This window comes from Enterovibrio sp. QJM3NY_24 (assembly GCF_057786035.1).
This window is the reverse complement of sequence record NZ_CM173519.1, coordinates 1052740-1066636: the sequence shown is the minus strand read 5'-3', so window position 1 is coordinate 1066636 and position 13897 is coordinate 1052740. Positions and strand designations below refer to the sequence as shown.

The 13897-nt window shown below is 47.4% G+C and carries 12 protein-coding genes; 6 read left to right on the top strand and 6 right to left on the bottom strand.

Translation table 11 applies throughout. The features are described from left to right. The first annotated feature begins 18 nt into the window (after positions 1–18). Both AC3CIC_RS04660 and AC3CIC_RS04655 read left to right on the top strand, forming a co-directional pair. On the top strand, positions 19–2493 hold the full coding sequence (locus tag AC3CIC_RS04660; RefSeq protein WP_488515474.1) for a VolA/Pla-1 family phospholipase: 2475 nt from the start codon (positions 19–21) through the stop codon (positions 2491–2493). Between the two features lie 165 nt (positions 2494–2658). Further along, a complete protein-coding gene (locus AC3CIC_RS04655) occupies positions 2659–3981 on the top strand; it encodes a Na+/H+ antiporter family protein (protein ID WP_488515473.1) in 1323 nt (440 codons plus the stop codon). 91 nt (positions 3982–4072) lie between these two features. Here the strand turns inward: AC3CIC_RS04655 and AC3CIC_RS04650 are convergent, their stop codons facing one another. Next, positions 4073–4411 carry a Grx4 family monothiol glutaredoxin gene (locus tag AC3CIC_RS04650; RefSeq protein ID WP_016958389.1) on the bottom strand — a complete coding sequence of 113 codons (339 nt, stop codon included), beginning with the start codon at positions 4409–4411 and terminating at the stop codon, positions 4073–4075. A 262-nt stretch (positions 4412–4673) separates the two neighbouring features. On the opposite strand from AC3CIC_RS04650, the gene sodB reads away from it, so the two are divergent. Beyond that, entirely contained in the window at positions 4674–5258 is a 585-nt protein-coding gene (gene sodB, locus AC3CIC_RS04645) for a superoxide dismutase [Fe] (protein WP_488515870.1), read from the top strand. Between the two features lie 171 nt (positions 5259–5429). Here sodB and asd read toward each other — a convergent pair whose 3' ends face one another. Further along, positions 5430–6548 (bottom strand): aspartate-semialdehyde dehydrogenase, encoded by a 1119-nt coding sequence (gene asd, locus AC3CIC_RS04640; protein WP_016958391.1) that lies wholly within the window; start codon positions 6546–6548, stop codon positions 5430–5432. 570 nt (positions 6549–7118) lie between these two features. Between asd and nhaC the strand changes: the two genes are divergently transcribed. The 3 genes from nhaC (at position 7119) to AC3CIC_RS04625 (ending at position 10150) form a co-directional block, all read left to right on the top strand. Continuing rightward, positions 7119–8561: a Na+/H+ antiporter NhaC gene (gene nhaC / locus AC3CIC_RS04635; protein ID WP_394212726.1), complete on the top strand. Its 1443-nt coding sequence runs from the start codon at positions 7119–7121 to the stop codon at positions 8559–8561. Between the two features lie 399 nt (positions 8562–8960). Continuing rightward, positions 8961–9689, top strand: a complete 729-nt coding sequence (locus tag AC3CIC_RS04630) for a nucleoside recognition domain-containing protein (protein WP_016958393.1) — start codon at positions 8961–8963, stop codon at positions 9687–9689. Beyond that, the gene (locus AC3CIC_RS04625) at positions 9689–10150 is read left to right on the top strand and encodes a YjiG family protein (RefSeq protein ID WP_016958394.1); all 462 of its coding nucleotides are present in this window, start codon (positions 9689–9691) and stop codon (positions 10148–10150) included. Before AC3CIC_RS04630 ends, AC3CIC_RS04625 begins: the two co-directional genes overlap by 1 nt. 161 nt (positions 10151–10311) lie before the next feature. Here AC3CIC_RS04625 and AC3CIC_RS04620 read toward each other — a convergent pair whose 3' ends face one another. The 4 genes from AC3CIC_RS04620 to AC3CIC_RS04605 all read right to left on the bottom strand — a co-directional run bounded on the left by AC3CIC_RS04620 (position 10312) and on the right by AC3CIC_RS04605 (position 13852). Beyond that, entirely contained in the window at positions 10312–11715 is a 1404-nt protein-coding gene (locus AC3CIC_RS04620) for a TRAP transporter large permease (protein WP_017004800.1), read from the bottom strand. Next, positions 11712–12281: a TRAP transporter small permease gene (locus AC3CIC_RS04615; protein WP_016958396.1), complete on the bottom strand. Its 570-nt coding sequence runs from the start codon at positions 12279–12281 to the stop codon at positions 11712–11714. The genes AC3CIC_RS04620 and AC3CIC_RS04615 overlap by 4 nt, the downstream gene beginning before the upstream one ends. A 54-nt stretch (positions 12282–12335) precedes the next feature. Then, the gene (locus AC3CIC_RS04610; protein WP_017004798.1) at positions 12336–13322 is read right to left on the bottom strand and encodes a TRAP transporter substrate-binding protein; all 987 of its coding nucleotides are present in this window, start codon (positions 13320–13322) and stop codon (positions 12336–12338) included. A 206-nt stretch (positions 13323–13528) separates the two neighbouring features. Continuing rightward, on the bottom strand, positions 13529–13852 hold the full coding sequence (locus AC3CIC_RS04605) for a nitrous oxide-stimulated promoter family protein (RefSeq protein WP_394212719.1): 324 nt from the start codon (positions 13850–13852) through the stop codon (positions 13529–13531). Positions 13853–13897 lie beyond the last annotated feature (45 nt).

Below are 13897 nucleotides of genomic sequence, written 5' to 3'. Positions count from 1 at the left end.
CAGTTAAGAGGCATAACTATGAAAACCAAATTCCTAACAATGATGATATCCGCTGCATTGCTGACGGCATGTAATGACTCAAGCCTTTCTGGTGATCTAACGGTCGACCCAGATCTCGCCGCAAGCTTGAGTGCGCCAACAAAAGTTGAATTTGATCTATTCAGCACAGGCGATGACAGAAAAATCATCACACCCAGCTTTATCGCTATGGACTCTGTAGATGGCACTGTTTCATCTGACGGCTCAGTAGGTAGCAGCGAATATTCATCAGATATTTCTGACCCAGGAATCGCTTTGGGGAAAAATGACGGATGGGGTACTTCAGTACCGTTTCAGGTTGCGTTTACGGGAAATGATTTAGACCCTAGTACAGCAAATCAAGGCTTTCATTTAATCGAAAGTAGCAACCCTACAACAAGCGCAAGTCAGCAATCTCTATCATCAACACGCACTGCTAGGGCGTTAGTTGCTGGTCAAGACTTCATCGCAACGGCATCAGGCAAAACTTTAACTGTATTTCTTACAAAGCCTCTCAGCCCTGCGTCAAACTATATGTTTGCTATCACCAACGACCTTAAAGATGTTACTGGTGAAAGTGTCGGAACAACCGGTTCATACGCAACACTCAAAGACACGGCGAAGCCCCCTTCTGACGCACTAATACCTGCACAAACGATTACCCATGCTATCGAGGCTGAATTTGAAACGGCAGGTGTTGACCCAAGTGGTATCATGTTCTCAACATGGTTTACCACCTCGTCAGTCGGTGACGTATTGTACGGCGCCAAGCTTGCAACTGCGCAAGTGTTAAATGCCCAAGCACAAGGTGGATCTGCGTCGATGGTTTGGCAAGGCTCTGCAGTCAATAGCAGCTTAGCTACCGCTGATATCGACCAAGTACTCTCAATTACACCGGGTGCAACTCCAACAACGTTGACTACAGGTGGCAATGCAGTTATCTCTCTTAACGTAAAACTGCCGTATTACTTAAATAATCAGCCAGCTACTTTCGCAAGCACGCCGTGGCAGAGCGGCATGCCGAGCCTCGCTGTGATAAGCAGCGTCCTGTCAAATGGTTCCGATGCTGATAAAGTCGCTGTAATGACCCAGCTAACGGCATTAGGTATCACGCAGGAAGATCTGGCTGTGGTCGCAACAGATACAGCAAAACAAGCAGAAGTTATCCCTAAGCTGTTTGGCCAAACACTCACCAAGGCAGACGGTTCTCAACTTGATGCAGAACGATTAATCACTCGCTATAGTCCTGTGCCGAAATTGCAGTCTGTTGAGGATGTGCCATTGACGCTGATCGCACCTCTCACGTGTGCGAATAATGAAAAACTCCGAACGGTGATTTTCCAGCACGGCATCACGACCAGCAAAGCGGTATTAACTGCAGGCGGCGGTAAAGTCGCTGATGGACTCATCAATGGAAATTGTGTTGCCATTTTTGCAATCGATCATCCTCTGCATGGTGACCGCGCACTCGCAGGTGGTGCAATTACAGCAACAGTGGACGACACCGATCCAAACGATACTGGCAATGCTGCATACTATTTAAACTTGGCAGCGCTCCCCGTAGCGCGTGATAATCTCAGACAAAGCACCGTCGATGTCATTAATCTTCGTGCTGCTATAGGTCGTATTTTCTTCCTCCTTTCACAAGGTGGAGATCCGGGTGCTCCTCTAAACAATCTAGACCCTAGCAAAGGTGTTGCTTTTGTTGGCCACTCGCTTGGTGCGATGACAGGCGTCAATGTCGGCAACATCGCCAACCGTTCCGTGGGTGATCCTCAAGCCGATGCGCTGTTCTTCAACGTCAACACACTCGCGTTAGCTAACCCTGGGGCAGGTATCCCTTACCTACTGTTAAACTCCGGCTCATTTGGCAATTTTGTCAAAGGAAGCTTAGTGTATGGTAGTGATGATACATTCAAAGCCACCTGTGATGCATCGCCATTTTCCGGTAACGTAGAAGCCTGTTTTGGTGCTGTACAGCAACAGCTTGTGCTCGATGGTTCGGATGAAAGCATCAAATCCTTGAAGGAGATGTACTCCAACTTCAACCAATATGCTTATGCCGCTCAAAGTATTTTGGATCCAGTGGACCCTATTAACCATGCTGGTTTAATCGGTGCTGATTTACCTGTGTATCTTTCATCAGTAGTAAATGACGCCACCATTCCAAACAAACTAGATCCAAAAGACACCGTCTCAACGACTACCATCTTGCAGCCCTACTCCCCATTTGGTGGAACGTTGCCGCTCGTCGGATCAGATTTTCTTGACCTGACACCTGCGACCGAATCAAAAAGCGGGTCAGTTGTGAAGAGTGCTTTTCTCTTTACCGAAGGTGGGCACAGCTCGTTGCTGAGTGATACTGAAAGCGGTGCTACTAACGCTGAAATGCAATCTCAGATTGCCTCATTGATTGCAGGTGACGGCACAGTGCTCAACGTCACTGACAATTCAGTGCTGTCGCTAAGCCAGTAGCCTTGTCCTTTACCCCAAAAGGCCAGCACCCGCTGGCCTTTTTTTTTATTTCCCTAGCCGTCCAATTTCCCCTCGACAACCTCAAAAATTTCCGCAAACTGTGACCTTCGTCTTTTTGGGATAAATATTGGCCCGCATTTGGGCTGGAAGTAGGGATAAGAAATCATGAATCCAGTTGTCATTTCCGTTTGCGTGATGCTGGCATTAGCGCTGATGCGCGTGAATGTCGTTGTCGCGTTAACTTTTAGCGCCGTTCTTGGCGGCATGGTCAGTGGTTTGTCACTCACCGATACCATTTCAGCCTTTGAAGGCGGGTTGGGCGGTGGTGCGACAATTGCACTCAGCTATGCCATGCTGGGCGCATTTGCCGTCGCGTTGAGCCGCTCTGGCATTACGGATTTACTCGCTCATGGCATAATCCGAAAACTGCATGGTAAAGACAATGCCGCCGCATCGAGTGCACTCAAATATATGGTACTGGTCGCACTTGCATTGCTAGCTATTTCGTCGCAGAACGTCATTCCGGTTCACATCGCCTTTATCCCAATTGTTATCCCGCCGTTGCTGCATGTGTTTGCCAAACTGAATATGGATCGCCGCCTTGTTGCTTGTGTTCTCACCTTTGGTTTGATCACGCCATACATGGTGTTGCCTATTGGTTTTGGCGGGATTTTCCTCAACAATATTTTGCTCAAAAACCTTCACGACAATGGGTTAGATGTCGTCGGTAGCCAGGTGCCACAGGCCATGCTGTTGCCCGCTGCAGGCATGTTGTTTGGTGTGCTGGTTGCAACCTTCATCAGTTACCGTAAACCACGCCAGTATTCTGAAGAGAAGATCCTCGCAGCAGAGCCTGAAAAAACCGAATTCAAACCTCAGAATATCGTTGTCGCCGTTTTTGCTATTGCCGCCGCGCTGAGTGTGCAGCTTTATACTGGCTCCATGATTGTCGGTGCTTTAGCCGGCTTTATGGTGTTTACCTTTGGTGGCGTCATTAAATGGAAAGACACCCAAGACGTGTTTACCCGCGGTGTGCATATGATGGCGATGATTGGTTTCATTATGATTTCCGCCGCAGGCTTTGCCGCAGTGATGAAAGCCACTGGCGGGGTTGAGACCTTAGTGGCGTCGCTGTCTGACGCGATTGGTGACAACAAACCGCTGGCGGCGCTGCTGATGTTGGTTGTTGGTTTGCTGGTGACCATGGGTATTGGTTCGTCGTTTTCCACCATTCCCATCATTGCCACCATTTACGTGCCACTTGCGCTGGCATTCGGCTTCTCACCAATGGCAACCATTGCTTTGGTTGGCACCGCAGCAGCACTGGGTGATGCGGGTTCTCCAGCGTCAGATTCGACCTTGGGTCCAACATCTGGTCTCAATGCAGATGGTCAGCATGAACACATTTGGGATACGGTTGTGCCGACCTTTATTCACTACAACCTGCCATTGATTGCCTTTGGTTGGATAGCGGCCATGACCCTATAGCATTCAAACAGTGCTTCTAGCAAACAGACACAAAAAAGCCGCTGAATCAGCGGCTTTTTAACATTATAGCGTCACAGACTGACAAAACGGACTAGCTGTTTTCTTCAGTGTCACGACGTGCTGTCGCGTTTTTGATCAATGGCTGAAGTTCACCTTTCTGGAACATTTCCAGGATGATGTCACAACCACCAACCAACTCGCCTTCAATCCACAGTTGTGGGAAAGTTGGCCACTGTGCATAAATTGGCAGCTCAGCGCGGATATCTGGGTTTTGCAGAATGTCTACGTAAGCGAATTTCTCGCCACACGCCATCAGCGCTTGGCTAGCTTGAGAAGAAAAGCCACAGCTAGGTAGCTTAGGTGAGCCTTTCATGTATAGCAGGATCGTATTTTCTTCAATCTGCTGTTTAATTTTATCAATCGTTTCCATTACTTCCTCGAACACCAAGTGTGATGATTACCTTGATTCTAACTGGGAAAGGGTTGGAAAAAAACGCCTAAAATCTTTAGGGTCAAATTCAGCCGCTTTTTTAAAAAATTATTCTTTTAATAAAGTAAAACCTTGCTAAACTGTTTCGCAGTCAGTCTATAAGTAGATACGTCACCTATAGGTAACACTCCTACAGTGTAAGACAAATCTACAGGAAGCAATAATGTCAGGGGGAAACCCCGCCATCATGGAGAATCGAGTAATGGCATTTCAACTACCAGCTCTTCCTTACGAGAAAAACGCGCTAGAACCACATATTTCTCAAGAGACTCTGGAATACCACCACGGTAAACACCACAACACTTACGTTGTTAAGCTAAATGGCCTAGTTGAAGGTACTGAGCTTGAGAGCAAATCTCTGGAAGAGATCATCAAGACCTCTACCGGTGGTGTTTTCAACAACGCGGCACAAATCTGGAACCACACCTTCTACTGGCACTGCCTAAGCCCAAATGGCGGCGGTGAGCCAACGGGTGATGTTGCTGATGCAATCGCTAAGTCATTCGGTTCTTTTGAAGAATTCAAAGCGAAATTCACTGATTCTGCAATCAACAACTTCGGTTCTTCTTGGACTTGGTTGGTGAAGAAAGAAGACGGTTCTTTGGATATCGTTAACACGTCAAACGCAGCGACCCCTCTTACTGAAGAAGGTGTGACTCCTCTGCTGACGGTTGACCTGTGGGAACACGCTTACTACATCGATTACCGCAACCTGCGTCCAGACTACATGAATGCATTCTGGGCACTGGTTAACTGGGAATTCGTAGCACAGAACCTGGCTGCTTAATTTTCCGTTCACCTTGTGTGAAAGATGATAATACCTCGCCTCGGCGGGGTATTTTTTTGCCCAAAATTCAACGTGATTGTTTCTATCCCAAATAACAGATACAAAAAAGCCGCTGACGAACAGCGGCTTTGTTTTAATTATTTACAAACCTGTTATTTTTGCGAGATGCGCTTAAGCCACTTCTGACAAAATAATGCGCAGTGTACGGCGAAGCGGTTCTGCTGCCCCCCACAACAGCTGATCACCCACGGTGAACGCGTTGAGGAAATCATCACCCATGGTCATCTTACGCAGACGACCAACAGGAACAGACAATGTGCCCGTGACTTTCGCTGGTGACAGTTCTTGAACCGTGATATCACGTTCGTTCGGGATGACTTTCACCCAATCGTTATGTGATGCGATGATGCTTTCAATCTCGTCCATCGGCACATTTTTCTTCAGTTTCAACGTCAGTGCTTGGCTGTGACAACGCATGGCACCGATACGCACACAAGTGCCATCAATCGGTACTGGGTTATCTTGAATGCCAAGGATCTTGTTGGTTTCAACCGTACCTTTCCACTCTTCTTTGCTCTGACCGTTTTCACGCTTCACGTCGATCCATGGAATCAATGAGCCCGCAAGTGGCGCACCAAACTCAGATGTTGGGAAGCTAGAAGAACGCAGTGTTTCTGCCACTTTACGGTCGATATCTAAAATAGACGTCGAAGGGTTTGCCAACTCAAGACCCACTGAGTCGTTAACCACACCCATCTGGCTGATCAATTCGCGCATGTTTTTAGCACCTGCACCAGACGCTGCCTGATACGTTTGCGCGGTCATCCACTCAACCAAACCTTCTTGGTACAGACCACCAACGGCCATCAGCATCAGACTGACGGTACAGTTACCACCTACATAGGCTTTCGTGCCTTTGTGGATGCCTTCTTGAATTTGCTTAAAGTTAACGGGATCAAGCGTAATGATGCTGTCTTCTTTCATGCGCAGTGTTGATGCTGCGTCAATCCAGTAACCTTTCCATCCTGCTGCCAGCAGTTTTGGATATACAGCCTCGGTATAGCTACCACCTTGGCAGGTAATCACGATATCGAGTTTTTTCAGGCTATCAATATCAAATGCATCTTCTAACAAACCCGCGTCTTTTCCGTAATTCGGCGCTGGAATGCCAATTTGAGAGGTGCTGTAGAAAACAGGCTCGATAACATCGAAATCACGCTCTTCTACCATGCGCTGCATCAGTACAGAACCAACCATACCGCGCCAGCCGACTAAACCTACTCTTTTCATTCGCTCTCACACTCCTTGTTATAATCTTCTCGCCCTATCTTGAAAATTAACGACACAAATAACAAGCAAAAACTGCATCTTTTTGCCTAACTCAGCGAGGCAAATCAAGGCAATCATGCCGACATCCAAGGAATTAGTGACATTACCCCTCGTTGAGTGAAATATAGGGGATTACTCTCTGTTTTTTAAAGTTTTTGAAAAACCTCAAAACTCCAACCACATCAATAAAAGTATTTATCACTGGTAATTGTCATATGAAGGATTAAAAAAACAAAAATTGCCGATTACTCAGAGCAAGCTGTGAGTTCGAAACAAAAATTTACACATTAACAAAACAGCCAAGAAACACATTTAAAACACTTAAATCAACAAATAAACCGTCAATTAGACACAGTAAATCATGAAAAATAACGCACCTGACTCAAAGGTCACATAAAACGAAATACTTGTTCACCTCTTCATCCCAGTTTCTATAAAGTATGCGTCGCCGCCAGGAAGGCAGTACCGACAGCCCCTATATGGATATTTCACCGGCAGGAGCCATTGGGCCCGACATAGAAGGTTTGAAATATGCAAAAACACTCGGCGCAACTCCCTTCGTTATTCCAAGTATTCACTGCGCTTGGTCTGTTTCTCTTACTGGCATTCTCTTTCACAGCAAAGCTGGATTTGCCTATTCAGTTAGCGCTTTATATCGGCTGGTTCATCGTTATCGGCCTTGGTATTAAGCTAGGACACGATTACAAAGACCTCGAAAAAGCAGCCACACAAGGCATATCTAACGGCCTTGGCGCTGTGCTGATCTTGCTCGCGGTAGGCGCGCTCGTTGGTACTTGGATTGCAGGCGGCATTGTCCCCACCATCATTTATTACGGCTTGAATGCTATTCATCCGTCGATCTTCCTTGCCGCTACCATGGTCATTTGTTCGTTGACCGCATTGGCAACAGGCACGTCTTGGGGAGCCGCGGGTACAGCTGGTATCGCAATGATGGGGATAGGACAAGGGCTGGGCGTTCCAGCGCCTGTCACCGCAGGTGCGGTGCTTTCTGGCTGCTATTTTGGCGACAAATTGTCTCCGCTTTCAGATTCAGTGATCCTTGCATCATCCATGTCTGGCGTTGAAGTCGTTGAGCATATCAAGGGCATGTTGCCAATCGCTCTGATCAGTTACGTTATCACAGGGATTCTGTTTACCGCTCTGGGTCTTCATTATGCCGGCAATGTCGATATGGCTCAGGTCAATGACGTCATCATTGCAATGGAAAAACAATTTGTTATCACCCCACTAAGCTTCGTCCCTGTCGCCATTGTCTTGGTATTGCTCGCTTTACGTTTACCGTCTTTCCCCGTTATTTCACTAGGGTCTGTTCTGGGTATCGTATGGGCGATAGTGGTTCAAGACATGGCACCGCTGAAGGCCATCAATACGGCATGGGCACCGTTTTCCATTGAATCTGGGGTCAGCTTTATCGATGCAATTCTTAATCGTGGTGGCATGGAATCCATGCTTGGTTCTGTGGCGGTAATTATATTCGGCCTTGGATTTGGCGGGCTGCTGGACAAAGTCGGTGTGCTTGAAACCATTGCAAAAGTGTTTGAAAGCAAAGTGAACTCGGCTGGCAGTTTGGCTACATCAACCATCGGCACCGCGTTTCTGGGTAACGTGTTTGGCTCCGCCATGTATGTATCGCTGATCCTGACACCAAAAATCTGTGCGAAGAATTATGATCGCTTAGGTTACCAACGTAAGAACCTGTCGCGGAACGCTGAGTTCGGCGGCACTTTGACGTCTGGCATGGTTCCTTGGAGTGACAACGGCATCTACATGGCCAGTATCTTGGGTGTTGCGACGCTATCTTACGCGCCGTTTATGTGGCTAAGTTTTGTCTGTATTTTCGTCACCATATTGACCTCGTACATGGGCTGGTTTGTTGACCCTTGCGAAAAGCAGCCGACTCAGACAAACACTGAAAGTGACGAGCGTCTAGCGACGGTTTCTTCAACCAGCTAGTCACGAACTATTGACGTAGAGCCCACCTCACTCAACACAAAGAAGGTCCTTTTCGCACCTTCTTTGTTTTCCTTTCTTGATCCACTTTCCTTTCTTTTGTCTTCTACCTGTTTTCTTTCCGATTACCGACAATCAAGCTTCTTCCCAGATCACACATCTTCATTGTTACACGTCATTCACACCAAATAATTGAACTGTTAATCCAACAAACTCAGAATTCCAATCTACTCGTAACGACTAACTCCATATCTATTAACGTAAAAGCAGACCAATACCTCACATTCATGCAAAAGAAAGCTTTCCGGTTCATTTATTCCATTCGGGTTGATGCCAATCAATTTCCCTTGCCCGCACTTAAGCACAATCAGGGTGACTAATTTTTCATTTTAGGGAACCATCATGTCGCAACCTGACCCGCAGGACCGCAAAGTTACAATAGGCAGTTACATTGCCCTCGCCTTTGCTGTCGTTTTCTTTTCTGGACTACTTCAATCTAACGAATGGTATGGCGTTTTTGACTTCACCACATTGAACGGATCATTCGGTAGTGTTGTTTACGGCGTCAATGAAACTGCTGACGGCATTCAAGCCGCCACAACTTCTATGCGCGGTAAAGGCGGCAGCGGCGCTCGTGATGGCTTCCTGTTTGCGTTGACACTGATCCCTACCGTGATGTTCGCCTTGGGCATGATCAACGTGCTTGAGCACTATGGTGCGCTTGATGCGGCTCGTAAACTGCTTACGCCGCTACTTCGCCCTCTTATGAACATTCCAGGTAACACAGGTTTGGCACTGATTGCGTCTCTGCAGAGTACCGATGCAGGTGCCGCGATGACACGACAGCTAAAAGATGAAGGCCATCTGACAAAACGCGAAACCGATATCTTCACCATGTTCCAGTTTTCTGCAGGCGCGACCATCGTCAACTTCTTCTCGTCTGGCGCAGTGCTGTTCACGTTGGTACTCATGGATGGTTCACTCGCAGTCACGTCTTCTATCGGCTTGGCTGTCGCCGTGATGTTTGTGTTTAAGTTCGTCGGTGCAAATTTATTCCGTGTTTACCTAAACATCACCGAAGGTAAAGAAGACAAGACCACAACGCCGACGATGACCGAGGAGAAAGCATAATGAGCACAGCTAAAAACCCAATGATTACCGACATTTTCGTTGAAGGTGCAAAGAAAGGCTGGACCATCGCAACGACCTCGACAGTACCGAACGTACTGATGGCATTCGTAATCATTAAAGCCCTTCAGATCACGGGGGCGCTTGACCTGATGGGCACGCTGTTTTCACCGATCATGGCCGTATTTGGGCTGCCAGGTGAAGCTGCAGCCGTTCTTATCGGTGCATGGATGTCCATGGGCGGCGCTGTAGGCGTGGTGATTAGCCTGTTTGACCAAGGTATCCTTAATGGTGAACACATCGCCATTTTGGCACCGGCTATCTACCTGATGGGCTCACAAGTGCAATATCTTGGTCGCATCCTCGGCCCTATTGGCACCGAAGGTCGATACATTCCTGTCATGATCTTTATTTCAGTGATTAACGCACTGGGTGCAATGCTAGTCATGAACATTCTTGTTTAACCCCTTTCTATCACGCTGAGCCTTGATGGCCTTCACGGCCTGAAAGCTCGGCGTTGCTCACCAAACTGGCTTGCCGATCAAATATCGTCAATAACAGACTAAAATTAAAGATAAAAAAAGGGCGCTATTCATCAGCGCCCTTTCTATTTTTGTCAGCCTAACTAGGATTTATATCCTCGCAACGAGTCGAGATAGTTCGGCAAGAACAGGGATATATCTGGAATGTAAGTGATCAATATCAGGAAGAATAGCAGCAAGCTTAGCCACGGCAATGCCGCTTTAATGGCCCACCCCATGCTCTCTCCCGTGATCCCCGCCGTCACAAAGAGATTTAACCCCACGGGGGGCGTGAGCATCCCGATCTCCATGTTCACCACCATGATGATGCCAAGGTGAATAGGATCGATACCTAACTGCATGGCAATCGGGAACAATATAGGCGCCATGATCAGCAAGATGGCTGATGGCTCCATGAAATTCCCCGCGATCAACAGCAGAATATTCACCACGATCAAGAAACCCCACGCTGGCAGCCCCCATGCAACAATGGTTTCCGCGATGCTGTGTGGAATACGTTCCGTTGTGAGTACATGTGCAAACAGCATGGCGTTGGCAATAATGAACAACAACATGATGCTAACTTTCGACGCATCACGCACCACATTGCTCACTTCTTTGTCTGTGAAAGAACGTACCATGACCAAAGGCAGTAGCGCGAAGTTACGCAGCAACATGCTGATTGTCCCCTCACCCTCGTTACGCCAAGGCTTGGCTTTTAACGGCCCTATATCACGATAGCCCCACACACTGACAAGCCATGCATACACCGCAGCCACAGAGGCGGCCTCTGTTGGGCTGGCAACACCGCCATAGATGGACCCCAACACAATAATAATCAGCATTAAACCACCCAGCGCACGAAGCCCTGAATGAACCAATGACATCACACCCGGAAATGGCTGAGAAGGTAACCCTTTCACAACGGCAACAATGTAGATTGCCACCATCAAAATACCGCCCATCATCAAGCCAGGAATGAAGCCCGCCATAAACATACGAGAAGCAGACACTTCCGTTGCCGCAGCGTAAACCAACATGACAATAGAGGGAGGGATCAAAATGCCCAATGTGCCTGCATTAGCGATAACCCCAGCCGCGAATGCTTTGGGGTAGCCCGCTTTAACCATGCCCACAATGACGATAGAGCCAATGGCCGCAACCGTTGCAGGTGAACTACCTGATACGGCGGCAAAGAGCATACACGCCATGACAGATGCCATGGCGAGGCCACCACGTATGTGACCCACGCAATCAATGGCGAAGTTGATCAATCGACGGGCAACGCCACCCGTAGACAAAAAGGCAGAAGAAAGAATAAAAAATGGGATAGCCAATAAGGTGTAGTGTTCACTGGTGGCTTCAAACAGCTTAAGCGCTATCGACGCCAGCGAGTCATTGGAAAACAGAAGAATAGTGGAAACGCTCGACAAACCCAGTGCAATAGCAATGGGCATCCCCATGAACATGCATAGAAAGAGCATGCCAAATAATGCAGCGATGGTCATTTCTTGCGCTCCTCTTTGTCTTTGTATTCATCTTCCATTTCACCCGCCAGTTCCTCGGCCAAATGCATGCTTTCTTTGGCCTCGTCAAACAAACCGAAACCTTGACGATTTCCTGTCCATACTTCATAGCCAATCGTGCAAACCCGAAGCGCCAACATACAAAATCCGAGAACCAGACAAGACATTGCTTTCCATTTCTCGATCGGCAGATCTTCCATTTCGATACCGATCATTTGCATTTTGCTGAGGTAAATCCAAGATCCATAAAGAAACAAACCGCAGTAAACCAAACACAGCGCAAGCGCTAGCAAGGTCACGGCTTTTTGCATCGAGGGTGATAGCAATTTAATGGCGGCATCCACGCCAATATGTGCGCCTTCACGAAGCCCCCAAGAAGCCCCCATAAGCACTAGCCATGCTGAAAGGTAGAGCGTTAACTCTTGCGCCCAAAGCAAACCTTCATTGAAAAAGAAGCGCAATATCACTTCGAAAAACACTAACAGTGTCATTGTCACCAATAAGAGGCCGATGCCTGCCTCTTCAAAACGGTGTAATAACCGAACCATTTCCTACTCCGAAGATAAACGCCCAGCGCCATTACAAGCCCTGGGCTTTATCACTTACTGGTTAGATGCCACTGCGGCTTGGATAATGTCCTCACCGATTTCACCTTGAAACTCACCCCAGACAGGTCTCATGACCTCAACCCATTGCTGACGCTCGTCGTCGGACAAAGTGATGATCTTGCTGCGACCTGATTCCAGAATTTTCTGGCGATCTTTCATCGATTTCTCATTGGCAATGGCATTACCGTGAGCAACCGCTTCAGCGAGCGCTTTTTTCAATACAGCGCGGTCTTCGTCAGGCATCGTCATCCAAAACTCGGTCGAGGTTGTGACCATGTAATCCAGCACACCGTGGTTTGATTCAGTGATGTATGGCTGCACTTCAAAGAATTTCTTCGAGTAGATGTTTGACCAGGTATTTTCCTGCCCATCGATGGCGCGCGTTTGCAGGAGAGTAAATACTTCAGAGAAGGGCTTTTTCAGTGGCACAGCATCAACAGCTTCAAACTGAGCAGCCAAGACATCTGAACTCATAATGCGGAATTTTTTACCGTCGGCATCACCAGGCACATGGAGCGGATCATTAGCTGACAATTGCTTCAAACCATTGTGTAAATAACCAAGTCCAATCAAACCTTTGCTTTTGACTGACTCCAGCAGTTGCTGACCAGCTTCACTCTGCTGGAATCGATCTACGGCTTCCATGTCTTTGAACAAAAATGGGAGATCATAAACTTGCAGTTTTTTGGTGTACTTGGAGAATTTAGACAAAGAAGGTGCAATAAAATGAACGTCTCCAAGCAACAGGGCTTCCATTTCTTTCCCATCGCCAAAAAGCTGTGAGTTCGGATAAACCTCCACCACGTATTTGTCGCCAATGCGCTCTGCAACTAAGTCGCGGAACTTCAGCGCCATTTGTCCTTTAGGCGTATTTTCAGCAACCACATGTGAAAATTTGATGGTTTCAGGTGCTGCATGCGCAAATGCAGTCATTCCTGCACAAAGCGCTAACGCTGAAAACATCGTTTTTAGCTTTTTCATACCGTGTCCTCTTTCCTTGTGTCAGCCGTGCCAATGCGGCACGCGATTTATTAACTCCCTATATGTTTAGTGGAGGAAACAAACAAGCACACAACTTGAAACAATTAATTAACAGAAAGAAAACAAAACTGAGAGATGCAAAAGAAGAAATGGGTGTGATTCCACCCATTCATTAATCAAAAGCAGAAAAAGGAAAATAAAAGCAGTTAGCTGAAGAGTGCAGATAGGTAATATCGTGCCACCATCAGTGGCCTACGCAAGCGCATTTTAGGCTCAGCCCAGCGCACAATGTGATTGATCTCCAAACGAGTAGCATCTGGGTAGCACTGTCGATTACATTCTCTGCACGACGAGCCGCTTCCCTCATTACAGCATTGCATAACACGCTGTTCTTCAAATGCGATTAAGGCAGTACACTGCGGACATAACTGACTGCCACGGTGTATACGTTTGCAATATAGGGTCGCCATTGCGCGAACAAGCCAAACAGGTTGGCGACGTTTCACTGGCGTTATCGATACAGTTTTCATAGGCGCGCTATTTTCCCTAGGTGCTTACAAAAACCTTTGACGCTG

Excerpts from the sequence above, each read along its gene's own strand:
- AC3CIC_RS04655 (WP_488515473.1), top strand. The coding sequence starts at position 2,659 with ATGAATCCAGTTGTCATTTCCGTTTGCGTGATGCTGGCATTAGCGCTG.
- AC3CIC_RS04615 (WP_016958396.1), bottom strand. The coding sequence starts at position 12,281 with ATGGTTCGGTTATTACACCGTTTTGAAGAGGCAGGCATCGGCCTCTTA.
- AC3CIC_RS04605 (WP_394212719.1), bottom strand. The coding sequence starts at position 13,852 with ATGAAAACTGTATCGATAACGCCAGTGAAACGTCGCCAACCTGTTTGG.
- sodB (WP_488515870.1), top strand. The coding sequence starts at position 4,674 with ATGGCATTTCAACTACCAGCTCTTCCTTACGAGAAAAACGCGCTAGAA.
- AC3CIC_RS04610 (WP_017004798.1), bottom strand. The coding sequence starts at position 13,322 with ATGAAAAAGCTAAAAACGATGTTTTCAGCGTTAGCGCTTTGTGCAGGA.
- AC3CIC_RS04625 (WP_016958394.1), top strand. The coding sequence starts at position 9,689 with ATGAGCACAGCTAAAAACCCAATGATTACCGACATTTTCGTTGAAGGT.
- asd (WP_016958391.1), bottom strand. The coding sequence starts at position 6,548 with ATGAAAAGAGTAGGTTTAGTCGGCTGGCGCGGTATGGTTGGTTCTGTA.
- AC3CIC_RS04650 (WP_016958389.1), bottom strand. The coding sequence starts at position 4,411 with ATGGAAACGATTGATAAAATTAAACAGCAGATTGAAGAAAATACGATC.
- nhaC (WP_394212726.1), top strand. The coding sequence starts at position 7,119 with ATGCAAAAACACTCGGCGCAACTCCCTTCGTTATTCCAAGTATTCACT.
- AC3CIC_RS04620 (WP_017004800.1), bottom strand. The coding sequence starts at position 11,715 with ATGACCATCGCTGCATTATTTGGCATGCTCTTTCTATGCATGTTCATG.
- AC3CIC_RS04660 (WP_488515474.1), top strand. The coding sequence starts at position 19 with ATGAAAACCAAATTCCTAACAATGATGATATCCGCTGCATTGCTGACG.
- AC3CIC_RS04630 (WP_016958393.1), top strand. The coding sequence starts at position 8,961 with ATGTCGCAACCTGACCCGCAGGACCGCAAAGTTACAATAGGCAGTTAC.